Genomic DNA, 22,945 nt, shown 5'->3' on the forward strand with positions numbered 1-22,945 from the left:
CCATCCTTAACAAAAACGACCGCTACATCACTCGCAGCATGTGAAGAGCTCCAGGCGGGGTGCCGGCTGCCCACCTGCAGCGAGCGCATTCGCCAACGATGGGAAGACTTCGCGTCGTGCAGGCCGCTTCGCAGGTGGATCGACCAAATTGGCGGGATGGCACCCGTCAACTTCAATCCGGGCTCATCCGGCACAAACTGGTCTCTCCCTCGAGAGGATCAGCCATTCAGGCAGGCCGGGGAGCAGGTTGCGGCCAGCACGCGCACCCTCGGCAGTGAGCCGCCGCTTCGACGGCCGCCGCCCAAACGGCGACGGGTAGAGCAGGATGAATCTGGGACGGCGCCGCAGTGCAGGGCGCCCTTGCCCGTGAATGCGCAAACCGGAGCAAGTGGCGGCGCATGGGACGGGCGCGCCCAGCAACCGCCGGCGACCCACTCGTACCGGCGCAATATTCCCACCGACGGGCGCGGTACCGCGCCCGAGCGGCGCCCGGACAGAATGCCCGCTTACGCCAGCGCCTCGTCGTCGCATCGACGGCCACAGCGGCCAAGGCATGGCTTGGAGCTGACGACGGAGGCGCTTGGCCTGATCGAACAACAACTTGACCCGGCGGCAAAAAAACGACTGCAGGAAGAGCGAGAGCTGTATCGGCGACAGTTGAGTGCGCCCAGCCGGATAGCTCAGACACACAATGCTCGCCTGTGCATCTCCATGGCACAGGACAACCAGCTGGCGCGGCGCATCGACTGCAAGCTGGCCCTGCCTTTCCTGGATGGAGGCGCCAACGCGCAAGCCAATGCGCAGTGGCTCGACAACTATCTCCAGATGATTGCCAGTGCAAGACGGGCCGCAGGCGTAAATCAATACGATCTCGATCATTGCACTGACCTCGCGGCGCAGTATCTCTACAAGACCGACTGGTTCGACGGTGCCTCGCTGAGACAGCTGGCCTATGTGGGCAACAAGCTGAGCAAGCACCCCAACCAGCCCGCGTGCATGCAGGCGATCGCCTGGATCGCCGGACAGGTGGAGCAGGCCGATGATCCGTTGGGGCTGGATGGCCACTTGCCAGCCCTACTCCTGAACGCCTTTGCCAAGAACACCGACAGCGGCAGGTGCGAACGCGCGGTGGCTCGCCTGGCACGTCACCTGCAAGACAGCCAGGCCCGGCATTCTCTGAACGCGCAGGGCATCAACCTAGCGCTCAATGCCTTCAGCAAGTGGTTCGATAACCCGGACTGCCAGTCCATGGCGCACTCGCTCGCCGCGCTGCTCGCCAGCAACAGCCGCTTGCGTCATACGATGCATGGGCAGGACATCGCGAACACGCTCAACGCTTTGTGCAAATGGCCCGACACGCCGATCTGCAAGACGGCCGCCAGCGCGCTGGCCTTGCGGCTGGCCAACGATCCCGGTTTGCGCCGCGCCCTCAACCCGCAACACGTGGCCAACACGTTGAACGCCCTGAGCAAATGGCCCGACACGCCGATCTGCAAGACGGCCGCCAGCGCGCTGGCCTCGCGGCTGGCCGACGATCCCCGTTTGTGCCACGCCCTCGACCCGCTAGGGGTGGCCAACGTGTTGAACGCCCTGAGCAAATGGCCCGACACGCCGGTCTGCGAGGCGGCCGCCAGCGCGCTGGCCTCGCGGCTGGCCGACGATCGCGATTTGCGCCACGCCCTCAACCCGCAACACGTGGCCAACACGTTGAACGCCCTGAGCAAATGGCCCGACACGCCGGTCTGCAAGACGGCCGCCAGCGCGCTGGCCTCGCGGCTGGCCGACGATCGCGGTTTGCGCCACACCCTCGACCCGCAAGGGGTGGCCAATGCGCTGAACGCCCTGAGCAAATGGACCGACACGCCGGTCTGCGAGGCGGCCGCCAGCGCGCTGGCCTCGCGGCTGACCGACGATCGCGGTTTGCGTCACGCCCTCAACCCGCAACACGTGGCCAACACGTTGAACGCCCTGAGCAAATGGACCGACATGCCGGTCTGCGAGGCGGCCGCCAGCGCGCTGGCCTCGCGACTGGCCGACGATCCCGGTTTGCGTCACGCCCTCAAACCGCAAGAAATGGGCAACGTGTTGAACGCCCTGAGCAAATGGCCCGACACGCCGATCTGCAAGGCGGCCGCCAACGCGCTGGCCTTGCGGCTCGCCGACGATCCCCGTTTGTGCCACGCCCTCGACCCGCTAAGCGTGGCCAACACATTGAACGCCCTGAGCAAATGGCCCGACACGCCGGTCTGCGAGGCGGCCGCCCGCGTGCTGGCCTCGCGGCTGGCCGACGATCCCGGTTTGCGCAACACCCTCGACCCGCAAGGCGTGGCCAACGCGTTGAACGCCCTGAGCAAATGGCCCGACACGCCGATCTGCGAGGCGGCCGCCCGCGCGCTGGCCTCGCGGCTGGCCGACGATCCCGGTTTGCGTCACGCCCTCAAACCGCAAGAAGTGGGCAACGTGTTGAACGCCCTGAGCAAATGGCCCGACACGCCAATCTGCAAGGCGGCCGCCAACGCGCTGGCCTCGCGGCTGGCCAACGATCGCGGTTTATGCCATGCCCTCAACGCGCAAGAAGTGGCCAACGCGTTGAACGCCCTGAGCAAATGGCCCGACACGCCGGTCTGCGAGGCGGCCGCCAGCGCGCTGGCCTCGCGGCTGGCCGACGATCCCGGTTTGTGCCACGCCCTCGAACCGCAACACGTGGCCAACGCGTTGAACGCCCTGAGCAAATGGCCCGACACGCCGGTCTGCGAGGCGGCCGCCCGCGCGCTGGCCTCGCGGCTGGCCGACGATCCCGGTTTGCGCCACGCCCTCGACCCGCAACACGTGGCCAACGCGTTGAACGCCCTGAGCAAATGGCCCGACACGCCGATCTGCAAGACGGCCGCCAGCGCGCTGGCCTCGCGGCTGGCCGACGATCCCGGTTTGCGCCACGCCCTCGACCCGCAACACGTGGCCAACACGTTGAACGCCCTGAGCAAATGGCCTGACACGCCGATCTGCAAGACGGCCGCCCGCGGGCTGGCTTCGCGGCTGACCGACGATGGCGATTTGCGCCACGCCCTCCACCCGCAACACGTGGCCAACGCGTTGAACGCCCTGAGCAAATGGCCCGACACGCCGCTCTGCAAGGCGGCCGCCAGCGTGCTGGCCTCGAGGCTGGCCGACGATCCCGGTTTGTGCCACGCCCTCGATCCGCAACACGTGGCCAACACATTGAACGCCCTGAGCAAATGGCCCGACACGCCGATCTGCGAGGCGGCCGCCAGCACGCTGGCCTCGCGGCTGGCCGACGATCCCGGTTTGCGCCACGCCCTCCACCCGCAAGGCGTGGCCAACGCGTTGAACGCCCTGAGCAAATGGCCCGACACGCCGGTCTGCGAGGCGGCCGCCCGCGCGCTGGCCTCGCGGCTGGCCGACGATCCCGGTTTGTGCCATGCCCTCGACCCGCAAGGCGTGGCCAACGCGTTGAACGCCCTGAGCAAATGGCCCGACATGCCGATCTGCGAGGCGGCCGCCAGCACGCTGGCCTCGCGGCTGGCCGACGATCCCGGTTTGCGCCACGCCCTCAACCCGCAAGGCGTGGTCAACGCGTTGAACGCCCTGAGCAAATGGCCCGACACGCCGATCTGCAAGGCGGCCGCCAGCACGCTGGCCTCGCGGCTGGCCGACGATCCCGATTTGCGCCAGGCCCTCGACCCGCAACACGTGGCCAACGCGTTGAACGCCCTGAGCAAATGGCCCGACACGCCGCTCTGCAAGGCGGCCGCCCGCGCGCTGGCCTCGCGGCTGGCCGACGATCGCGACTTGTGCCACGCCCTCAACCCGCAAGGCGTGGCCAACGCGTTGAACGCCCTGAGCAAATGGCCCGACACGCCGCTCTGCGAGGCGGCCGCCCGCGCGCTGGCCTCGCGGCTGGCCGACGATCGCGATTTGCGCCACGCCCTCAAACCGCAAGGCGTGGCCAACGTGTTGAACGCCCTGAGCAAATGGCCCGACACGCCGGTCTGCGAGGCGGCCGCCAGCGCGCTGGCCTCGCAGTTGGCCGACGATCGCGGTTTGCGCCACGCCCTCGACCCGCAAGGCGTGGTCAACGCATTGAACGCCCTGAGCAAATGGCCCGGACGCGCGAGCTGCGAGAAGGCCATGGACGCCTTGGCCGGGCGGCTGGCGGCGGACCACGATTTGCGACAAGCACTGAGAGCGCCACACGTGGCCTTGTCGCTCAATGCGCTGAGCAAATTGCTCGGAGGGGCGGCCTGTCGACAGGCATCGTTGCGGCTCGCCGAGCGCCCAGGCACGGCCGAGTTGCCATGGCAGCAGTTCGAGATGCGCGGGCTCGCCCTGGTGGGCAACGCGATATCGCGCCTGCTGCGCGTGGACGAGGACGAGTTCCAGACCTTGGGTGGCGCCAAATTGCAGGCGTTGGCCGGGCACCTGGAGCTGCATCGCGAGCGCTTCGAGTCCGCCTCGGTCGCGGAAATCGCGCTGCTCTTCAAGGCCCTTTCATCGGCGCAGCTTCATCGCCAGATGCGCCCCCTGGCGCGACCGGCGCTCGAGCGGGTCGCGGCGCTCGTGCGCGAGGATGGATTACGCGAGACGAACCTGGAGGGGCTGGGCAACCTGTGCATGGGCCTGCTGCCGGTGATCCGCAGTCCTGAGCTGACGCCTCGCCATCGGGGTCACGCCCTGCGCGTGTTCAACACGTTGCAGCCGATCGTAGAGCGCAAGATCGACTTGTACCTCACCGTCGGTGGCTCACGTGCATCGGCCGAGACCGAACAGCACGCCACGCGATGCCCGGCGTTGACGTTCTTCCAGGTGCTCAAGGCCTACGCGATGGTGAGCCGGCAATGGAAGCCGCGCCACGTCGAAGGCGCGCGCCAGGAACTGCGCCAGCGCCGCGAGCAACTGGCGCAATGGGTCGACCAGACGCTGGAGCGCACGCGCGAGGCCATCGAGGCGGACCTCGGCGAGATGAGCTGGAATCTGATCGCGCAGATCGAGGCGGGCGACCAGGTGTTCGACGCCCTGGACCGGCGCATGGCGAAGGAGGCGCCGAGGATCACGCAGGCCCATCCACCGAGCCGCTTCGACCTGGGCGCCGGGCACATGAGCATGCGTTCGGCACCCGGCCAGCCCGTCGCGCCGGCACCGGGCACCGGCAGCACGACCCACGTCGTGGTCGATCTGCATGGCAAGGAAGTGTCGACCAACGCGGCCGAGACGAACAAGCCTTACTCGCTGTTTGCGCGGCTGACGGGCCTGCCGCTGGTGGAGGTTCAGCTGCCGGGATCGATTTCAACGTTCATGCTCGCGCGCACGCTCACCTACCAAGGCCAGCCCTGGCGCTTCGACACGTTCGGCGGCAGCCGCGCCGCGCGCGGCAACACGAGCCGCCCGGCCCATCTGCTGGCCGGCGCCTCTGCATCGCCGTCGCTGCTGCCGGCGATCCGCTATGCCGACACCGCGCCGGGCAGCAGCCTGATGGAGCTCCTCGCCAAGCTCGCCCCGCAGCGCGAGGACTGGTCGCGCATGCAGCGCGCGCTGCTGGAGATGGTGCCGAGCGACCACGTGGTCGAGGGCACGCTGCGCCTGGGCTTTTTCGACGACGTCAACGGCCCTGCGCACCCGTTCAAGCCCGTCGCAGCGGACGGGCGCCCCCTGGCGCTGTGCCCCAACGATGGCTGCGGCTTTCTGAAGCGGGAGGTGGCCCTGCGCATCCCGGCCTTCCGTGAGCACTTCTGCGCCTGGGAAGCGGCGCAGGCCGGCCAGGCCAGCCAGGAGCAGCGCGAGCTTCTGGCCAAGGACAAGGGCCCCACGCGGCTGGCACCGCAGGCGCTGCAGCACTTCCCGCGCGAGGCGGCGGCGCTGCAGGAGGCGCACGAGGCGATGCAGCGCCGGCTGCAGGCGCTGCCGCCCGAGCCGAGCCAACTGGCGCTGTACGAGCTGGCCACCAGCGGCGGCTACGAGGGCCAGAGAGTCCGGGCGGTGCCCTCGGCCGACGACAAGGTGCACCTGCCGCGCGAGCGCAGCCAGGCCTTCGACGCCGCCGGCGGCGCCTTGCTGATCGGCAAGCCGCCCTACGACAAGGAAAACCTGCTGCCGGTGGCGCAGGAGCGCGTGGCGACCGTGGCGCAGGGCGACGCCACCGCCGAGTTCCTCTCGCACTGCTTCGGCCTTCAGTACAGCTACACCGGCTTCGACGACCGATCGGGCGAGGCTACCGAGATGCTGCACAGCAAGGGCATGCTCATCGTGGTGCCGCCGGAGAACTGGCCGGCGCAGTTCGCGGACATGGACCTGGCGTGCTCCAAGGAGGATCTCAAGACGTTGTCGCGCTGGACGGCCGGGCGCGACCGCGGTGCCGTGCCGCCGGACATGCTCAGCACCGGCAGCCTGCGGCTCAAGGACATCGTGGAGCCCGGGCGTCTGGGGGCACTGCCGATCCCGGAGCTGCGCAAGCGCAACATGGACACCGACGGCGACGACGCGTTCGTGTATGCGGGCTACCCCAGGCTGGCCGCGCTGATCGCGCGCGAGATGGCCGATCGCGAGGTGCGGCGCGGCCAGCCACGCTCCTTCAAGCCGCCGAAGACGGCCACGCCGGCCATCGACCCGGACAGCGGCCACTACCAGGCCGGGCGGCTGTCGGAGATCATGTCGCTGCAGCGTGGCGGCCAAGTCATGGGCGCGGCCAGCACCCTGGCGGCGCGCTTCATGGCGCAGCCCGACCCATTGCGCGAGGCGATGGCGCGCAACATGATGTTCGGTACTTACGACGGCATCGAGCGCGACCTGCGCAACGAATTGCGCCAGATGCTCGAAGGCCAGCTCAGGGATCCCCAGGTGTTGGCGGGACTGCGCGCCCAGGCGCACGAAGCGATCGGACGCGCGCACATGCCCGAGGCGCGTGAAGCCGCTGAACTGTTGCACGCGCAGTTGCTTGGGCTCGAGTCGGCGACGGCTGGCTCAGCCGATGCGCCGCACTTGCCCGACACGCTGGCCGAGGCGTTTCCAACGCTCGCCCAGGCCTACGTGGCCGCGCCTGATGCTGAAGCACGTCTGCACGCCATCCTCGACAACTACCCGGTGTGCCGGTTGTCGCACACGCAGTACCCGCAGGGGCAACCAGGGCTCATCCCCGGCGAGCCGGAGTTGAGCATGCGCAACCTCTTCACCATCGCGATCAAGGTGGGGACCGATGCGCTGAAATCCGACACCGGCACGGCGCTGTTCGCCCAGATCGTGGAGTCCTGCGAACGATCCGAGCGGGCGTTCGCCGAGCGGGTGCTCAGCGTGCCGTACGGCAAGGCGACCGCCCGGGCCATGCACGATGGCCGCTTCGACGCCGAGCAGACCAAGGTGCTCCTGCAGAACATGCCGACGATGGCGGCGGGCGTCATGCAAGACGCGCTGCACGCGCTGCAGCAGGCGGGCCTGATCGACCCGCCGCCGTCGCCGGCCGAGCGCCTGCGCGCCGTGCGGCCCGAGGACATCGCGCGTACGGCCCAGGCCCTGCTGACACGCGCCCGCGAGATGGAGCCGGCGGTCACCGACATGCTGGCGCGCGCCGCCCAGCCCCACCGTGGGCGACTGGAGGGAACGCACCATCAACTGAAGTCGCGCGGTTCGCTGGTGGAAAAGCTCAAGCAACAGATGGCTTTGAAACACAAGACCCTGGAAGAAGCGGCGGCCAGCGTGAACGACATGCTGCGCTACAGCGTGGTACTGGACCGGCAGGACTTCACCGACGGCCTGCGCGGCGTGCTGGCCTCGCTGGACGATCAGAACCATGTGCGGGTCAAGCTGACCAACCTGTTCGCAAAGCACCGGCAGGCATTCAAGGCCGTCAATGTCACGCTGCGCAGCCCCGAAGGCGCGCTCTGGGAGATCCAGTTCCACACGCCGGACACCTTCAAGTTGAAGGAGGAATTCCACGACCTGTACAAGCGCAAATTTGCGCTGCAGCTTCAGGGCGCCTCACAGGCCGATCAGCGCGACCTGCAGGCGCCTGCGCAGGCGGCCTTCAGCCGCGTGGAGGCGCCGCCAGGCTGCGAGGAGATCGACGATTGGGAAGCGCCCTGACTTTGACGCGGCGCACGCGGCAGTACGCGGGGTTTGAGACGCAGTGGAACAGAAAACCGGTATAAGAACCTGTTCACGATCTTTCCCGGGTAGTGCAAACTCTGCGGATGCGCACAAAGACGTATCCGAGTGCCATGAGCCGGGAGCGGTTCGAGCAGATCCGCCCCATTCTGGAGCAGGCGCGCAAGCGTACCAAGCCACGGACCGTGGATCTGTAGGACGTGTGGTGCGCGGTGCTGTACCTGCTGCGCACCGGCTGTCAGTGGCGAGCGCTGCCCAGCGACTTCCCGAAGTGGCGCACCGTGCACTGCTACTTTGCCAAGTGGAACGAAACAGACGATGAAGGAGTCAGCCTGCTGGAGCGGGCGCTCAAAAAATCAGGGTGGCGCGGCCCGCCAGAGACAGGGGCGCAACGCTTGCAGCACGTTCTTGATCGTGGACGCACAGAGCGTGAAGAACACGGACACGGCCGGCCAGAAGGGTTATGACGCGGGCAAGAAGGTCTTGGGGATCAAGCGTCACATCGCCGTCGATACCCAAGGCCTGCCGCATGCGGTCGCGGTGACGACGGCGGAAGTGACCGACCGCAAAGGCGCGCTCCAATCCCTGGATCGTTGCAAGCCGAACCTGGGACACGTGCAAAGCCTGTTGTGCGATAGCGGCTATACCGGAGAACCATTCGCCGAAGGCGTACGAGAGATCCTGGGCAAGCAAGTCACGGTGCAGATCGCCGAACGCAGCGAACTGCACACCTTCAAGGTCATGCCCAAGCGCTGGAGCGTCGAACGCAGCTTTGCGTGGCTGGAAAAGAACCGAAGGCTATGGAAGAACTGCGAGCGTAAGCTCAACACCAGCTTGCAGTTCATCCACCTGGCATGCCTGACACTACTACTCAAAAGATCGTGAACAGGTTCTAAGAACCTATCCGCCAATAGGTGAACGATCGATCCGAGCCGCGGTTGGCGCGGTGCTGGATCGAGATCTCGATGACACGTGTTGAGTCGTGGGTCGTCGCCGATGGGTTCTGGCAACCGGTGGAGCCGCTGATGGTTGTGCGCTCGGCGGCGGACAATCTCTACATGCGCAAGCCTGGGGCTGGCCGACCACCCGAGCCAGCTCGCTGGTGTTGGAAGCCATCGTCTACGTGCTGCGCACGGGCTGCCAGTGGAAGGCGCTCCCCAAGGAGCGCTTCGGCAGCGCAAGCGCCATCCACAAGCGGTTCCTCGACTGGGAGGCGGCAGGCTTCTTCGAAGTTCTGTGGAAAGCTGGTCTGGCCGAGTACGCCCAGATGCAGGGCATCGCCTGACGCTGGCAGAATGCGTTGTGCACTGTGCTGGGTCATGCCGACCGCGAGGGGGGATTGCGCGGCGATTGCAGCGGACGGATGCTGCCCTTGGCGCGCAAGAGCGTGGAGCCGCTGGCCGCCCGTCTGGACCCGCTGCGGGTGCACGCCCGGCTTCAGACATTGCATCACTGCGCGGCCAAGTCCGACTGGTCCGACGATGCGGTGTTGGCACGGGTCCGCCGCTACGTCTCCTCGCCAATGGACTGGAAAGGGGCGGTGTACTGGATCGTGGATGACGCCGAGTTTGGCAAGAAGCGCCGGCATTCGGTGGGCGTGGCTGGCCGATAGTGGGGTGAGCTCGGCAAGCAGGACACTTGCCAGGTCGCGGTGAGCGTGTCGCTTGCCACGCCGACGGCGAGCGTCCCCATCGCCTTTGGCCTGTCCCTGCCTGAAGCAGGGGCCGCCGATACGGCGCGAAGGAAAAAGGCGGGGATTGCCGAGAGCGTGGCATGTGCCACCCAACCGGAGAGGGCGCTGGCGCAGATGAAGGCGGCCGCTGGCGTTGTGCGCGGCGCGGTGCTGGCGGATGCGGCCGATGGCAGCAACACGGCCTGGCGCCAGGTGCTTGCGCAGTTGGGACTGGACTACGCCGTCGGCATCGTCTCACGCGTGAAGGTCTGGCCGCCGGAGATGAAGCCCAAGCCACCAGTCCGTGGACAGGGAAAGGTCGGGCGCCGGTGCGTCATCTGCGCCCTGCCCATCGCCCGCCGCTGTCGGTAGAAGCCTTGGCGCTGCCGTTGCCCTCACGCGTGTTCAAGACGGTGACGTGGCGGGAAGGCAGCAACACGCCGCTGTCAGGACGATTGGCCGCCGTGCGGGTGCACACTGGGCAGGGCGATCGCGTGCGCCAGGAAGAAGGGTTGTTGATCGAATGGCCCAAAGGAGAAGTCAAGCCGACCCGAGACGTCCTGTCCAATCTGCCGGCAGGCACGCCGCGCAAGGCATTGGCGAATACGGTCAAGACCCGCTGGCCGATCGAACGCGATGATCAGGATTTGAAGCAGGAGTTCGGCTTGGATCACGACGAAGGCCGCGGTTGGCGCGGCTTCCACCATCACACGGCCCTGTGCATTGCCGCTCATGGATTCCTGGTTGCCGAACGCTTGCGCGGAGTGCATCAAGGATCGCTCCCTGACTTTGTGGCGGACCCGAGAGGGCGCCTACAGCTGCTCGGCCGGCCCGGCGATCGGCGGCAGCGGCCGCGAATTGCCCTTGTCGTTGCCGCCGTCCTTGCCGGACTTGTTCCACCCCGCCGGCGGCGGCGGATCGCGACCTTCCATGATCGCGTCGATCTGCGGCACGTCGATGGTCTCGTACTCCAGCAGCAGCTTGGCCATCACGTGCAGCTTGTCCAGGTTCTCGGTCAGGATCTGGGTGGTCTTCGCATAGGCCTTGTCGAGGATCGAACGCACCACTTCGTCGATGCGGCGCGCGGTATCGTCGGACACGCTCTTGTGCTGGGTGACCGACCGGCCCAGAAATACCTCGTCGTCTTCCTCGCCGTAGGCGATCGGCCCCAGCTCGTCGGACAGGCCCCATTTGGTGACCATGTTGCGCGCCATCTTGGTCGCGCGCTCGATGTCGTTGGACGCGCCGGTGGTGACCTTGTCGGTGCCGAAGATCAGCTCTTCGGCGACGCGGCCGCCGTACAGCGAACACAGCTGCGACTGGATCGCGACCCGGTTGATCGAGTACTTGTCGCCTTCCGGCAGGTACATGGTCACGCCCAGCGCACGCCCGCGCGGGATGATGGTGACCTTGTAGACCGGATCGTGCTCCGGCACCAGGCGGCCGACGATGGCATGGCCGGCTTCGTGGTAGGCGGTCAGCGTCTTCTCTTCCTCGCTCATCGCCATCGAGCGGCGCTCGGACCCCATCAGGATCTTGTCGCGGGCGCGGTCGAAGTGGTCCATGCGGACCTCCTTGACCGTCTCGCGCGCGGCGAACAGCGCCGCCTCGTTGCACAAGTTGGCCAGATCGGCGCCGGAGAAGCCGGGGGTGCCGCGCGCGATCACCAGCGGCTCGACGTCGTCGGCCAGCGGCAGCTTGCGCATGTGCACCTTCAGGATCTGCTCGCGGCCGCGTACGTCCGGCAGGCCGACCACCACCTGGCGGTCGAAGCGGCCCGGGCGCAGCAGCGCCGGGTCGAGCACGTCCGGGCGGTTGGTCGCGGCGATCACGATGACGCCTTCGCCGCCTTCGAACCCGTCCATCTCCACCAGCAACTGGTTCAGGGTCTGCTCGCGCTCGTCGTGGCCGCCGCCCAGGCCGGCGCCGCGGTGACGGCCGACCGCATCGATCTCGTCGATGAAGATGATGCACGGGGCGTGCTTCTTGGCCTGCTCGAACATGTCGCGCACACGGCTGGCGCCGACGCCGACGAACATCTCGACGAAATCGGAACCGGAAATGCTGAAGAACGGCACCTTGGCCTCGCCGGCGATGGCCTTGGCCAGCAGCGTCTTGCCGGTACCGGGCGGGCCGACCATCAGCACGCCGCGCGGGATCTTGCCGCCGAGCTTGGTGAATTTGGTCGGGTCGCGCAGGAAGTCGACCAGTTCGCCGACCTCTTCCTTGGCCTCGTCGCAACCGGCGACGTCGGCGAAGGTGATCTTGATCTGGTCCTCGCCCTGCAGCTTGGCCCGCGACTTGCCGAACGACATCGCGCCCTTGGCGCCGCCGCCGCCGCCCTGCATCTGGCGCATGATGAACAGCCAGAAGCCGATGATGAGGATGACCGGCAGGAAATTCAGCACCAGCGACCAGAAGCTCGGACCGTTGGCCGGCTTCTGCCGGGTCATCTCCACGTTCTTGCTGTACAGCACGTCGACCAGCTTGTCGTCGCGGGGCCCGTAGACCGTGCTCTCGCTGCCGTCGTTGCGCTTGAAGCGGATCGCGGTGACCGACAGCCCGGTGTCGTCGGTGAAGTCCACCGACTTCACCCGCCCGGCGTCCACTTCCTTCAGGAACTGGGTGTAGGTGACGGTGGTGTTGCCGGCGCCGCCGGCCAGCCGTGGCGAGAAGCTCTGGAACACCACCATCAGCACGACGGCGACGACTACCCACAGCAACAGATTCTTGGTCAAGTCGTTCATCCTCATTGGCTCCGGTGTCCCTTCACTCTTTTCTCGATGCGTTATGCGACGGGTTCAGCTTAACTTGATCTGGGCGCGCTTGCCCTGTCCGAGGGTATAGACCTCCGACGAGCGCTTGCGCGACGCGGCCGGCTTGCGGATGGACACCTTTTCATAGCGGCGGCGCATCTGGCGGATGTAATCGTCCGACCCGACGCCTTGGAACAGTTTGATCAGGAACGCCCCGCCCGGTTTCAGGTGGATATCGGCAAAGGCCATCGCCAATTCGGCCAGATGCATCATGCGCGGCTGGTCCACCGCATCCATGCCGCTTTTATTGGGGGCCATATCCGACAGCACAAGGTCTACCCGGATGCCGCCCAGCATCGCCTCCAACCGCGATAGCACCGCGTCTTCCCTGAAATCGCCGTGAAGGAACTCCACACCGGCCAGCGGCGGCATCTCCAGGATGTCCAGCGCCAGCACCCGGCCGCGCTCGCCCATCGACTTGCGAACCTGCTGCGACCAGCCACCAGGCGCGGCGCCGAGGTCGACCACCAGCATGTCCGGCTTCAGCAGCCTGTCGCGCTGCAGCAGTTCCTCCAGTTTGTAGGCGGCGCGCGAGCGCATGCCTTCGGCCTGGGCCTTCTTCACGAAGGGATCGGCGAAATGCTCGCGGAGCCAGCGTTGGCTGCTTTTGCTGCGGGTGGACATGGGGTCGCGGCCGGAGTGGGCGGCCATGATACCCTGATCGCCCTTGGCAAACCCCGCTCCCTTCTGCATGTCGATCAGCCTGACCCCGTCCCAGAACCGCTTCCTGCGCGGCCTGGCGCACGACCTCAAACCCCTGTTGCAGATCGGCGGCAAGGGCATCACCGCGGCGTTCGTGGCCGAACTGGACGAGGTGCTGGAGCGCCACGAACTGGTCAAGGTGAAGGTCGGCGGCGACGACCGCCAGGCCCGCGACGCGACCGTCGCCAGTGTGGTCACGCAATCGCACAGCGTGCTGGTACAGCGGATCGGCCATACCGCGATCCTGTACCGCCCGGCCAGGGAAGACCGCCAGATCGTGCTGCCACGCGGCTGATCGTCCCACGCTGACGCCATGCAGCTGACCCAGGACCTGCCCGATTACGCCTATGCTCTGCGCATGGCCGACGGCCGCCAGGCGAAGGTGAACGACCGCCTGCTGACCCGCAGCTTCATCCTGATGCCGGACACCCTGGTCGAGCACTGGGATGCATCGGCCGCGGCCGACCTGCAGCCGCAGCAGTTGCAGCCGTTGCTGGAATTGAATCCGGCGTTGGTGATCCTGGGCACCGGCGAGCGCCAGGTGTTCCCGTCCGCGGCCGCCCTCGCCGCCTGCCTCACCCGCGGCATCGGCATCGAGGTCATGAACAACGCCGCCGCCGCGCGCACCTACAACGTGCTGGCCGCCGAGGGCCGGCGCGTGGCGGTGGGTTTCCTGCTCGAAGGCTGAGCAGCGCCGCAGCCGCATTTTGCGGCGGTGGGCCGGTCACTTCTTCGGCAGATACGACAGCGGGTCCACCGGTTTGCCGTTGTAGCGGGCGACGCGGCGCTGCTTGCGGTCCACCGGACCGCGCGCCGCCGAGCGCCCGGCGCGCTGCGCCGGGCCGGGGATCCGCCCGAATACCAACATGCCGGTCACTTCTTCGGCAGGTACAGCAGCGGGTCCACCGGTTTGCCGTTGTAGCGGGCGACGCGGCGCTGCTTGCGGTCCACCGGACCGCGCGCCGCCGAGCGCCCGGCGCGCTGCGCCGGGCCGGGGATCCGCCCGAATACCAACATGCCGGTCACTTCTTCGGCAGGTACAGCAGCGGGTCCACCGGTTTGCCGTTGTAGCGGATCTCGAAGTGCAGCATGTCGCGCGCGGCGCCGCTGCGGCCCATCTCGGCGATCTGCTCGCCGGCCTTGAGGTTCTGGCCTTCGTTGACCAAACGCTTGCGATTATGGCCATAGGCCGACAGCCACTGCTCGTTGTGCTTGACGATGATCAGCTCGCCATAGCCGACCAGGCCGGCGCCCGAGTACACCACCACTCCATCGGCGGCCGCACGCACCGCCTGGCCGTTGCTGCCGGCGATGTCCACGCCCTGCTTGGTCGCCTCGCCGCCGACGAAGCGGCCGACCACCACACCTTCGGCCGGCCAGCGCCAGCTGAAACCACTGCTCACCGGGGTCGGCGCAGCGGCCGGCGGCCGCGCGGCCGCTGCGGGCGGTAGCGCCGCGCCGGGACCGGGACGGGCGGCGACCGTGCCGGCGCCCGGCGGATACAGCCTCAGCGACTGCCCAGGGTAGATCGTGTACGGCGGCGACAGCCGGTTCCAGGCGGCCAGGTCCTGCGCACTGATGTTGTTAGCACGGGCGATCGCGTACAGCGTGTCGCCGCGGCGCACGGTGGCGCTGACCCCGGGCTTGGGTACCGACGCACGCGCCGCCACCGCGCTGGACGTGCCAGGCGCAGCGGACGTCCGCACCACGGTGGCGCTGCTGCATGCGCCCAACCCTATCGCCATCAGCAGCCACACGCTGCCAAGCAGGCCATTGCGCACCACCCGATCGACGCTCATCCGTACTTGGCTCTCCATATGACCCACACCACCAGCAGCACCAGGATCGCCATGGCGACCCAACCGAGCGGTTCGATCCAGCGACGCAGGGCGGCCTCGGCGCGCGGGCCGCCCAGGCGGATCGCGCCGGCCACCAGATACACGCGCTTGCCGCGGCCGACCAGCATGCTCGCCAGAAACGGCAGCAGCGGGATGCCGACGATGCCCGAGGCCCAGGTGAATATTTTCAGCGGAATCGGCGTGAAGCCGGCCAAGACCAGCAGCCAGAATGCCCGCCACGGCGACTCGGCGACCACTTCGCGCAGATGGCTCACCTGCGCGTCGATCTTCTGCACCCAGCCCAGCCACTCGATCAGCGGCTGCACCGCGGCGAAGGCGAAGTGGCCCAGCATGTAGCCGACCAGCGCGCCGGCCAGCGCGCCGGCCAGGCTCAGCGTGGCGAACCACAGCGCCCGCCGCGGCTGCGCCAGCGACATCGGCGCCAGCATCACTTCCGGCGGCACCGGGAACACGATCGCTTCGGCGAAGCTGAGCATGGTCAGCAACGCCGGGGCGCGGCGGTGCCGCGACCAGCCGATGGCGCGCTCGTACAACGGTCCAAAAATCTTCATCCCGCGCAGCTCCGGTAGTTCAATCCAGCATGCCCGACAGCAACGGGACGAAGGTCACCGGCGCCAGGATATCGTGTTCGATCCGGCCTTCGGCATCGCGGCGCAGGCGCACCAGCGACTGCGACGAGGGGCCGCCGATCGGCGCGACCAGGCAGCCGCCCGGCGCCAGCTGCTCCACCAGCGCATCGACCAGCGCCGGCGCCGCGGCAGTGACCACGATCGCATCGTAGGGGCCGTGCGCGGCCCAGCCGACGCGGCCGTCGTCGTGCTTGCTGCGCACATTCATGCCGAGCTGGCGCAAGCGCTTGCGCGCCTGCCGCAGCAACTCGCCGATGCGCTCGACGGTGTAGACCTCCAGCCCCAGCGCGGCCAGGATCGCGGCCTGGTAGCCGGACCCGGTGCCCACTTCCAGCACCTTCTTCGGCGCCGCCTCGCGCACGGTCTCGGTCATCCGCGCCACCACCCACGGCTGCGAGATGGTCTGGCCGTGGCCGATCGGCAGCGCGGTGTCCTCGTAGGCGCGCGAGGCCAGCGCCTCGTCGATGAACAGGTGCCGCGGCACGGTACGCACTGCGTTGAGCACGGCTTCGTCGCCGATGCCGGCGTCGCGCAGGCGCTCGACCAGGCGGTCGCGCACGCGCTGCGAGGTCATGCCGATGCCGATCGCTTCCGGTTGCAGGCGCAGCCGTGGTGTCATGCCGGGTCGTCCAGCGCGGCGCTGAGCCCACCGACCCAACTGGCGACCTTGTCCAGTGCCTGGTAGCGGGTCAGGTCGACCTGGATCGGGGTGATCGAGATGAAGCCGGTGCGCACCGCGTGGAAATCGGTCCCGGGACCGGCGTCCTGCTCCAAACCGGCCGGGCCGATCCAGTACACGGTGCCGCCGCGCGGGTCCGGCTGCGGCAGGCACGGTTCGGAGCGGTGGCGGTTGCCGAGTCGGGTGACCTCGAAGCCCTTGACCTCGCTCCACGGCAGGTCCGGCACATTGACGTTGAGGATGGTGTCGGCCGGCAGCGGATCGGCCTTCAGCCGCGCCACGATCTCCACCGCCGCACGCGCCGCGGTCTGGAAGTGCTTCGGTTCGTGATTGCGGGTGACCAGCGACACCGCCACCGCTGGCAGGCCCAGGAAGCGGCCTTCCATCGCCGCGGACACGGTACCGGAATAAATCACGTCGTCGCCGAGGTTGGCCGCGTTGTTGATGCCCGAGACCACGATGTCCGGCTCGTGCTCGAGCATGCCGGTGAGCGCCAGGTGCACGCAGTCGGTCGGCGTGCCGGCCACGCTGCAGGTGGACGGGTCGATGCGCTTGAGCCGGATCGGCAGGTCCAGGGTCAGCGAATTGCTCGCCCCGGAACGGTCGCGGTCGGGCGCGACCACGGTCACTTCATGGCCCGCGCCGCGCAGTTGCTCGGCCAGCATCCTGATGCCGGGGGCGTCGACGCCGTCGTCGTTAGAAACCAGAACGCGCATGGTGCTCCTCGGAAACCCCGGCATGATACCGGATGCTTTCTGTCAAGTCGCCGACAGCGCGCTTGCGCGACGGCATAGGCGGGTTAGGCTGTGCGCATGTCGCAGCCCGAAGACGAAGATCCCGCCGCCCTGTTCCGCGCGGCGATCGGTGCGGTCACGCCGATCGAGGCGACGCCGCCGGCCAACCCCAAGCCGCGGCCGAAGCCGCGCGCGCGCATGGCCGAGCGCGACGAGGCCGAGGCGCACGGCGAGTTCCAGCGCCTGCTGCGCGACGCCTCGCCGCTGGAGGCCGGCGACACCGCAAGCTACCGGCGCGACGCGCTGCCGCCACGCAGCTTCCAGCGCCTGAAGCGCGGCCAGTTCTCGGTGCAGGACGAGCTCGACCTGCATGGCGCCACCGCCGCCCAGGCCGAGACGCTGCTGCGCCAGTTCCTGCTCGAAGCGCACGCGCACGAGTACGGCTGCGTGCGCATCATCCACGGCAAGGGCCGGCAGTCCGATGGCGGCGCGCCGGTGCTGAAGAACCTGGTCGACCGCCTGCTGCGCCTGCGCAACGACGTGCTCGCCTTCCATTCGGCCCCGGCCGCGCAAGGCGGCACCGGGGCGATGCTGGTGCTGCTGGCGCGGCGCTGAGATCCACCGAGTCCCGGAATCCGGGCAGCGGCGGTCGCGCACCCGGCACGCGCGCTCGCTCTTCGCGGCTCGGCCGCTGTGGCAATCGGATGGAAGGGACCGGCAAAGCATCGCGAGCGTCGGTGACGTCGACGCGTGCGGTGCGCCTGCTGCAGGAGCGCGTGATCGAGCAGCTCGGGTCCAACCGGCTGATCCCGGTCGACTTCCGCGTGATCGCCGCGACCAAGGCCGACCTCGGCGAGCTCTCGGCCGACGGCCGCTTCCGCGCCGACCTGCACTTCCGCCTCAACGTCATCGCCCTGGACCTGCCGCCGCTGCGCACCCGGCGCGAGGGCATCGCGCTGCTGTTCGAGCATTTCGTCGGGCAGTCGGCGCTGCGCATGAACCGGCCACCGCCGATCGGCGAGGCCGCGGCGCGCGAGCTGCTCGGGCATGCCTGACCCGGCAACGTGCGCAAGCAGGCCGAGCGCTTCGCGCTGGGGCTCAAGACCGCACCGGGCCAGAACCCGCCGGACCGGCCGCTGCCGCTGAACCAGGCGGTGGAGGCCTACGAGCGCGGCCTCATCGGCGAGGAGCTGCGGCGCCGGCACGGCAACATCTCGCGCGCGGCCGAGGCCCTGCAGATCGCCAAGACCACCCTGTTCGACAAGATCCGCAAGTACGGCATCGAGGAGCGCGGCTGAGCGTGCGCCGCACGATCGAGCGCTGACGGAAGGCGGACACCGGCGAGGCGCAACGCGCAACGCCGGCGTCTGGCCCCGGGGCGCCGGCCCAGGCAACTCACGCGCCTGGCGACATCCACACCGTACGCCCGGCCGCCGGCCCCGTCCCTTTCAGTCTTCCGCGGCCGCCGGCGGCCGCGGCGCGTCGGCGATCTCGCCGATCTCCTGCAGCACCGCGGTGGCATAGCAGCCGGGCGGCAACGCGAACGCCAGTTGCAGCACATCCGCGTCCAGCCACTGGTAGGCCAGCGCCTGCGGCCGCAGCCGCAACGCGCGCCGCTCCTGCTTCAGGCCGGCCTGTTCCAGCCCGGCACGCAGCGCCAGCGATGCGGCGTCGGCCAGCGCGGCCCGTTCCAGGTCCGCGGCGGCGTCGCGGCTGCGCAACTCGCCGGCGCCCCACAGCGGGCCGCTGGGGTGGATGTCGAAGCGCGCCAGGCGCTCGGCCAGCGTCTGGCTCCACGGCTCCGGCCCGAACACGCTGCGCGAGCCGTCCAGCATCCAGACCTCTCCGTCCAGCGGCCGGTCCCAGTCGTCCTGCGCCACGCGCCGCGCCAGCACCCGGTTGAACAGCGCCGAGCGCGCGGCCGACAGCAGCAGCGAGCGCTGGTCCTTGCGCATGCGGCGGCCGCCGAACATCGCCAGCGCCGCGGCCACGTTGCCGCCGTCGCGGCCGAAGCGCTGTTCGCCGAACCAGTTGGGGAGGCCGCGCGCGGCGATCGCGTCCAGGCGCTGCTCGATCGCCGCGCGCGCGCCCTGCACCTGGCGCAGCACCAGCACGAAGCGGTTGCCGGCCAGCGTGCCGCGCTGCAGCTTGCGGCTGTGCCAGGTCGAGGCGACCACCTGCACGTCGGCGTCGTCCAGCAGCGCCAGATCCGGCGCTACCCGCCTGGGCAGGTGCACGCTGAACCACTGGGTGGTGAGCGCATGGCGGTCCTTCAACCCGGCGTAGCCGACCGCCATCTCCGGCAGGCCGGCCCACTGCGCCAGACGCTTGGCGACGAAGGCGGTGTTCTGGCCGCGCTTGCGCACGGTCAGCAGCAGGTGCTCGCCCTCTCCGCTGGGCTCAAAGCCCGGCAGTTCGTCGACCTGGAAGTCCTCCGGCGCGCTGCGCAGAGTCGCGCGAAGGACGGAAGGGCCGTGGGCCCGCGGCAAGGAAGCGACATCGGTCATGGTGGGGAACCTGTGCGGCCTGCGTCCGGAGCGGACGGCGGGCGCGGAAAGAGGGAACAGCGCGGACGCGGCGATAACCTTGGGGTAGACGGCCTGCGCGGACATCCCGCCCTGGGTCGGGTCCTCGACCGCCCTGTCTGGCCGGGGGCGGACGCGCGCAGCACCGGACACCCGCTGCCACGGCGGACGCCCGTGCAAAGGCTACGGCCGGTGCAGCAGCACCGCCGCCTGCGCGGCGATGCCCTCGCCGCGCCCGGTGAAACCGAGCTGCTCGCTGGTGGTGGCCTTGACGCTGACGCGTTCGATGCCGACCTGCAGCAGCGCGGCCAGGCGTTCGCGCATCGCCGGCGCATGCGGGCCGACCTTGGGTTGCTCGCAGACCACGGTGACGTCGGCGTTGCCCAACTGCCAGCCGCGCTCGCGCAGCAACTGCGCGCAATGGACCAGGAACTGCGCACTATCGGCGCCCTGCCAGCGCGGGTCCGACGGCGGGAAATGCTGGCCGATGTCGCCCAGCGCCAACGCGCCGAGCAGCGCGTCGCACAGCGCATGGATCACCACGTCGCCGTCGCTGTGCGCGAGCACGCCGCGCGCGTGCGGCACGCGCACGCCGCCGAGCATGACGTGGTCGCCATCGCCGAAGGCGTGCACGTCGTAGCCCTGGCCGATACGGAAGGGAGGAAAGTCAGGCATGGGCGTGGAAGGATCGCAAGAGGAAAAAGGGACGGCGCAGCGCGAGGACGCGGCGCCCGAGGGGGCGGCGCGGCCGCTTCATGGCTGCCGCGCGCGCAGGAACAGCGCGAACTCGAAACGCGCCAGGTCGGCCGGGGTGGTGACCTTGAAGTTGTCCTCGGCGCCTTCCACCAGCAGCGGCCGCAGGCCGAGCAGCTCCATGGCCATCGCGTCGTCGGTGACCTCGACGCCGGCGGCCGCGGCCTGCTCCAGCGCCCGGCTCAGTTGCAGGCGCCGGAACAGCTGCGGGGTCAGCGCGCGCCACAGGCGCTGGCGCGGCTCGGTGGCGTCGATGCCGCCATCGTCGCCGGCGCGCTTGAGCGTGTCGCGCACCGGCGCGGCCAGGATCGCGCCGACCGGATCGCCGCGCCCGGTTTCCAGCAACCGGTCCAGGTCGGCCAGCGCCAGGTTGGGCCGCGCCGCATCGTGCACCAGCACGAAATCGTCCGGCTTGACCGTCTCCGGCAATGCGTCCAGCGCGGCCAGCACCGAGCCGGCGCGGCTGGTCGCGCCGACGCAGGTCAGCACCGGCTTGCCGGCCAGTTCGGTCCAGCCCGGCCAATCGGCATCGTCGGCACCGAGCGCGACCATCGCCCCGGCCACCGCCGGATGCGCCAGCAAGGCCTCCAGCGCATGCGCGATCAACGCCCGCCCGCCCGCCTGCAGGTACTGCTTGGGTATGGCGCCGCCAAAGCGGGTGCCGCGGCCAGCGGCCGGCACCACCGCCCAGACCATGGCCATCAGGGTTGCTCGCTCGGTGGGGCCGGCGCCGGTGTCCCGTCGGCGGCCGGCGCGGCGGCCACCGGTGCGTCCTCGACGACGCGGTAGAACTTCTCGCCGGGCTTGATCATGCCCAGCTCGCTGCGCGCGCGTTCCTCGATCGCCGCCTCACCGTCCTTGAGGTCCTTGACCTCGGCGGCGAGCGCGGCGTTGCGCTGCTGCAGGCCGTCGTTGTCGCGCTTCTGGTGCGCGACCTGGCTCTCGAGCACCAGGACCTCCCCGGAATTGCCCGGACCGAACCAGAAGCGGTACTGCAGCCACGCCAGCAGTCCCGCCAGCACCAGCAGCAGCCAGCGCCAGTTGCGCACGGCTACCGCTTGAGCGAGACGAATGCGTCGCGCCCCGCGTAGCGCGCGCCGCCGCCCAGCGCTTCCTCGATCCGCAGCAACTGGTTGTACTTGGCCACGCGATCGCTGCGGCACAGCGAGCCAGTCTTGATCTGGGTGGCGGTGGTGGCCACGGCGATGTCGGCGATGGTGGTGTCCTCGGTCTCGCCGGAACGGTGCGAGACGATCGCCGCATAGCCGGCCTTGTCGGCCATGGCGATCGCTTCCAGGGTCTCGGTCAGGGTGCCGATCTGGTTGACCTTGATCAGGATCGCGTTGGCGGTGCCGGACTCGATGCCCTGCCTGAAGATCTTCGGGTTGGTCACGAACAGGTCGTCGCCGACCAGCTGCACCTTGCTGCCCAGGCGGTCGGTCAGCAGCTTCCAGCCGGCCCAGTCGTCCTCGGCCAGGCCGTCTTCGATGCTGACGATCGGATACTGCGCGGCCCAGTCGGCGAGGAAGTCGACGAACTGCTCGCTGGTCAGGCGCTTGCCCTCGCCCACCAGATGGTACTTGCCGTTGTCGTAGAACTCGCTGGAGGCCACGTCCAGTCCCAGCAGCACGTCTTCGCCGGCGGTATAGCCGGCCTTGCCGATCGCCTCGAGGATGCTGTCCAGCGCTTCCACGTTGCTGCGGAAGTCCGGCGCGAAGCCGCCTTCGTCGCCGACCGCGGTGGACAGGCCATGCCCCTTCAGCACCGCCTTGAGCGCGTGAAAGATCTCGGCGCCGGCGCGCAGCGCCTCGGAGAACGACGCGGCGCCGACCGGCAGCACCATGAATTCCTGGAAATCGACGTTGTTGTCGGCATGCGCGCCGCCGTTGATGATGTTCATCATCGGCACCGGCAGCGCCACGTTGGCTTGGTTGCCGACGGCCAGGGACTGCCACAGCGCCTGCTTGCGCGAGGCGGCCAGCGCATGCGCATTGGCCAGCGACACGCCCAGCAGCGCATTGGCGCCGAGCCGGCCCTTGTTCTCGGTGCCGTCCAGATCGATCAGGCGCCGGTCCAGGCCCGGCTGGTCGGCGGCGTCGAAGCCCTGCAGCGCCGTGGCGATCGTGGTATTGACGTTCTCCACCGCCTTGCGCACGCCCTTGCCCAGGTACCGGGTCTTGTCGCCATCGCGCAGCTCGACCGCTTCCTTGGTGCCGGTGGAGGCACCCGACGGCACCGCGGCGCGGCCGAGCGAGCCGTCGGCCAGCGCGACTTCCGCTTCGAGCGTGGGATTGCCGCGGGAATCGAGGATCTCGCGGGCGTGGATCTTGGCGATGGTGGTCATAGGTCCAGTCGGTTACCAGGATAAGAAAGGGGATACCTGAAGCCGTCGGATTATGGCCGCAGCGCTGCTGCTTGCCAAATGCACCGCGTGGCGCTACGCCACGCCCCGCGTCCGCCACCG

At 68.9% G+C, this 22,945-nt stretch carries 19 protein-coding genes and 3 pseudogenes; 9 read left to right on the forward strand and 13 right to left on the reverse strand.

The features are described 5' to 3' along the window. Nucleotides 1–156 precede the first annotated feature (156 nt). The 4 genes and pseudogenes from xopAD to G4Q83_RS24635 form a co-directional block, all read left to right on the forward strand. A complete protein-coding gene (xopAD, locus tag G4Q83_RS11550) occupies nt 157–8,091 on the forward strand; it encodes a XopAD/skwp family type III secretion system effector (protein WP_185817429.1) in 7,935 nt (2,644 codons plus the stop codon). 107 nt (nt 8,092–8,198) lie between these two features. Further along, a pseudogene (locus G4Q83_RS11555) lies at nt 8,199–8,997 on the forward strand (IS5 family transposase). Between the two features lie 80 nt (nt 8,998–9,077). Further along, a pseudogene (locus G4Q83_RS11560) lies at nt 9,078–9,394 on the forward strand (transposase); the annotation flags it as partial. Between the two features lie 18 nt (nt 9,395–9,412). After that, a pseudogene (locus G4Q83_RS24635) lies at nt 9,413–10,635 on the forward strand (IS701 family transposase); the annotation flags it as partial. On the opposite strand, the gene ftsH reads toward G4Q83_RS24635, so the two are convergent. Then, nucleotides 10,597–12,531 carry an ATP-dependent zinc metalloprotease FtsH gene (ftsH, locus tag G4Q83_RS11580; protein WP_170069185.1) on the reverse strand — a complete coding sequence of 645 codons (1,935 nt, stop codon included), beginning with the start codon at nt 12,529–12,531 and terminating at the stop codon, nt 10,597–10,599. The pseudogene G4Q83_RS24635 and the gene ftsH overlap by 39 nt on opposite strands. A 54-nt stretch (nt 12,532–12,585) precedes the next feature. After that, nucleotides 12,586–13,224: a 23S rRNA (uridine(2552)-2'-O)-methyltransferase RlmE gene (gene rlmE, locus G4Q83_RS11585; protein WP_128421034.1), complete on the reverse strand. Its 639-nt coding sequence runs from the start codon at nt 13,222–13,224 to the stop codon at nt 12,586–12,588. Nucleotides 13,225–13,291: 67 nt separating this feature from the next. Between rlmE and yhbY the strand changes: the two genes are divergently transcribed. Together yhbY and G4Q83_RS11595 are read left to right on the forward strand one after the other, a co-directional pair. Continuing rightward, nucleotides 13,292–13,597 carry a ribosome assembly RNA-binding protein YhbY gene (gene yhbY / locus G4Q83_RS11590; protein WP_128421017.1) on the forward strand — a complete coding sequence of 102 codons (306 nt, stop codon included), beginning with the start codon at nt 13,292–13,294 and terminating at the stop codon, nt 13,595–13,597. Nucleotides 13,598–13,615: 18 nt separating this feature from the next. Next, on the forward strand, nt 13,616–13,990 hold the full coding sequence (locus tag G4Q83_RS11595) for an Mth938-like domain-containing protein (RefSeq protein ID WP_128421018.1): 375 nt from the start codon (nt 13,616–13,618) through the stop codon (nt 13,988–13,990). 36 nt (nt 13,991–14,026) lie between these two features. Here the strand turns inward: G4Q83_RS11595 and G4Q83_RS11600 are convergent, their stop codons facing one another. Genes G4Q83_RS11600 through surE form a run of 6 tightly spaced genes read right to left on the reverse strand, consistent with a single transcriptional unit; the run spans nt 14,027 to nt 17,185 of the window. Beyond that, nucleotides 14,027–14,170 (reverse strand): hypothetical protein, encoded by a 144-nt coding sequence (locus G4Q83_RS11600; protein WP_158255046.1) that lies wholly within the window; start codon nt 14,168–14,170, stop codon nt 14,027–14,029. Between the two features lie 5 nt (nt 14,171–14,175). Continuing rightward, nucleotides 14,176–14,319 (reverse strand): hypothetical protein, encoded by a 144-nt coding sequence (locus tag G4Q83_RS11605; protein ID WP_158255047.1) that lies wholly within the window; start codon nt 14,317–14,319, stop codon nt 14,176–14,178. 5 nt (nt 14,320–14,324) lie between these two features. Then, the gene (locus tag G4Q83_RS11610) at nt 14,325–15,119 is read right to left on the reverse strand and encodes a peptidoglycan DD-metalloendopeptidase family protein (RefSeq protein ID WP_128421019.1); all 795 of its coding nucleotides are present in this window, start codon (nt 15,117–15,119) and stop codon (nt 14,325–14,327) included. After that, a complete protein-coding gene (locus G4Q83_RS11615; protein WP_128421020.1) occupies nt 15,098–15,712 on the reverse strand; it encodes a YqaA family protein in 615 nt (204 codons plus the stop codon). Before G4Q83_RS11615 ends, G4Q83_RS11610 begins: the two co-directional genes overlap by 22 nt. 19 nt (nt 15,713–15,731) lie before the next feature. Beyond that, on the reverse strand, nt 15,732–16,409 hold the full coding sequence (locus G4Q83_RS11620) for a protein-L-isoaspartate(D-aspartate) O-methyltransferase (RefSeq protein WP_128421021.1): 678 nt from the start codon (nt 16,407–16,409) through the stop codon (nt 15,732–15,734). Beyond that, the gene (gene surE, locus G4Q83_RS11625; RefSeq protein ID WP_128421022.1) at nt 16,406–17,185 is read right to left on the reverse strand and encodes a 5'/3'-nucleotidase SurE; all 780 of its coding nucleotides are present in this window, start codon (nt 17,183–17,185) and stop codon (nt 16,406–16,408) included. Before surE ends, G4Q83_RS11620 begins: the two co-directional genes overlap by 4 nt. 96 nt (nt 17,186–17,281) lie before the next feature. Between surE and G4Q83_RS11630 the strand changes: the two genes are divergently transcribed. The 3 genes from G4Q83_RS11630 to G4Q83_RS22615 all read left to right on the forward strand — a co-directional run bounded on the left by G4Q83_RS11630 (nt 17,282) and on the right by G4Q83_RS22615 (nt 18,501). Further along, a complete protein-coding gene (locus tag G4Q83_RS11630) occupies nt 17,282–17,818 on the forward strand; it encodes a Smr/MutS family protein (protein WP_128421023.1) in 537 nt (178 codons plus the stop codon). A gap of 122 nt (nt 17,819–17,940) precedes the next feature. Next, nucleotides 17,941–18,258 (forward strand): sigma 54-interacting transcriptional regulator, encoded by a 318-nt coding sequence (locus G4Q83_RS22610; protein ID WP_211288324.1) that lies wholly within the window; start codon nt 17,941–17,943, stop codon nt 18,256–18,258. 9 nt (nt 18,259–18,267) lie between these two features. After that, on the forward strand, nt 18,268–18,501 hold the full coding sequence (locus G4Q83_RS22615; protein WP_211288325.1) for a helix-turn-helix domain-containing protein: 234 nt from the start codon (nt 18,268–18,270) through the stop codon (nt 18,499–18,501). Between the two features lie 150 nt (nt 18,502–18,651). On the opposite strand, the gene truD is transcribed toward G4Q83_RS22615, so the two are convergent. From truD to eno, 5 genes are all read right to left on the reverse strand, one after another. After that, nucleotides 18,652–19,710: a tRNA pseudouridine(13) synthase TruD gene (gene truD / locus G4Q83_RS11640; RefSeq protein WP_128421024.1), complete on the reverse strand. Its 1,059-nt coding sequence runs from the start codon at nt 19,708–19,710 to the stop codon at nt 18,652–18,654. 201 nt (nt 19,711–19,911) lie between these two features. Continuing rightward, nucleotides 19,912–20,403 carry a 2-C-methyl-D-erythritol 2,4-cyclodiphosphate synthase gene (gene ispF, locus G4Q83_RS11645; RefSeq protein ID WP_128421025.1) on the reverse strand — a complete coding sequence of 164 codons (492 nt, stop codon included), beginning with the start codon at nt 20,401–20,403 and terminating at the stop codon, nt 19,912–19,914. A gap of 78 nt (nt 20,404–20,481) precedes the next feature. Beyond that, nucleotides 20,482–21,183 carry a 2-C-methyl-D-erythritol 4-phosphate cytidylyltransferase gene (gene ispD / locus G4Q83_RS11650; protein WP_128421026.1) on the reverse strand — a complete coding sequence of 234 codons (702 nt, stop codon included), beginning with the start codon at nt 21,181–21,183 and terminating at the stop codon, nt 20,482–20,484. Next, on the reverse strand, nt 21,183–21,530 hold the full coding sequence (gene ftsB / locus G4Q83_RS11655) for a cell division protein FtsB (protein WP_128421027.1): 348 nt from the start codon (nt 21,528–21,530) through the stop codon (nt 21,183–21,185). Before ftsB ends, ispD begins: the two co-directional genes overlap by 1 nt. 2 nt (nt 21,531–21,532) lie before the next feature. Beyond that, nucleotides 21,533–22,825, reverse strand: coding sequence for a phosphopyruvate hydratase (gene eno, locus G4Q83_RS11660; RefSeq protein ID WP_128421028.1), 1,293 nt, complete (start codon nt 22,823–22,825; stop codon nt 21,533–21,535). Between the last annotated feature and the right edge of the window lie 120 nt (nt 22,826–22,945).

The sequence above is a fragment of the Xanthomonas theicola genome, from assembly GCF_014236795.1.
Taxonomy (GTDB): domain Bacteria; phylum Pseudomonadota; class Gammaproteobacteria; order Xanthomonadales; family Xanthomonadaceae; genus Xanthomonas_A; species Xanthomonas_A theicola.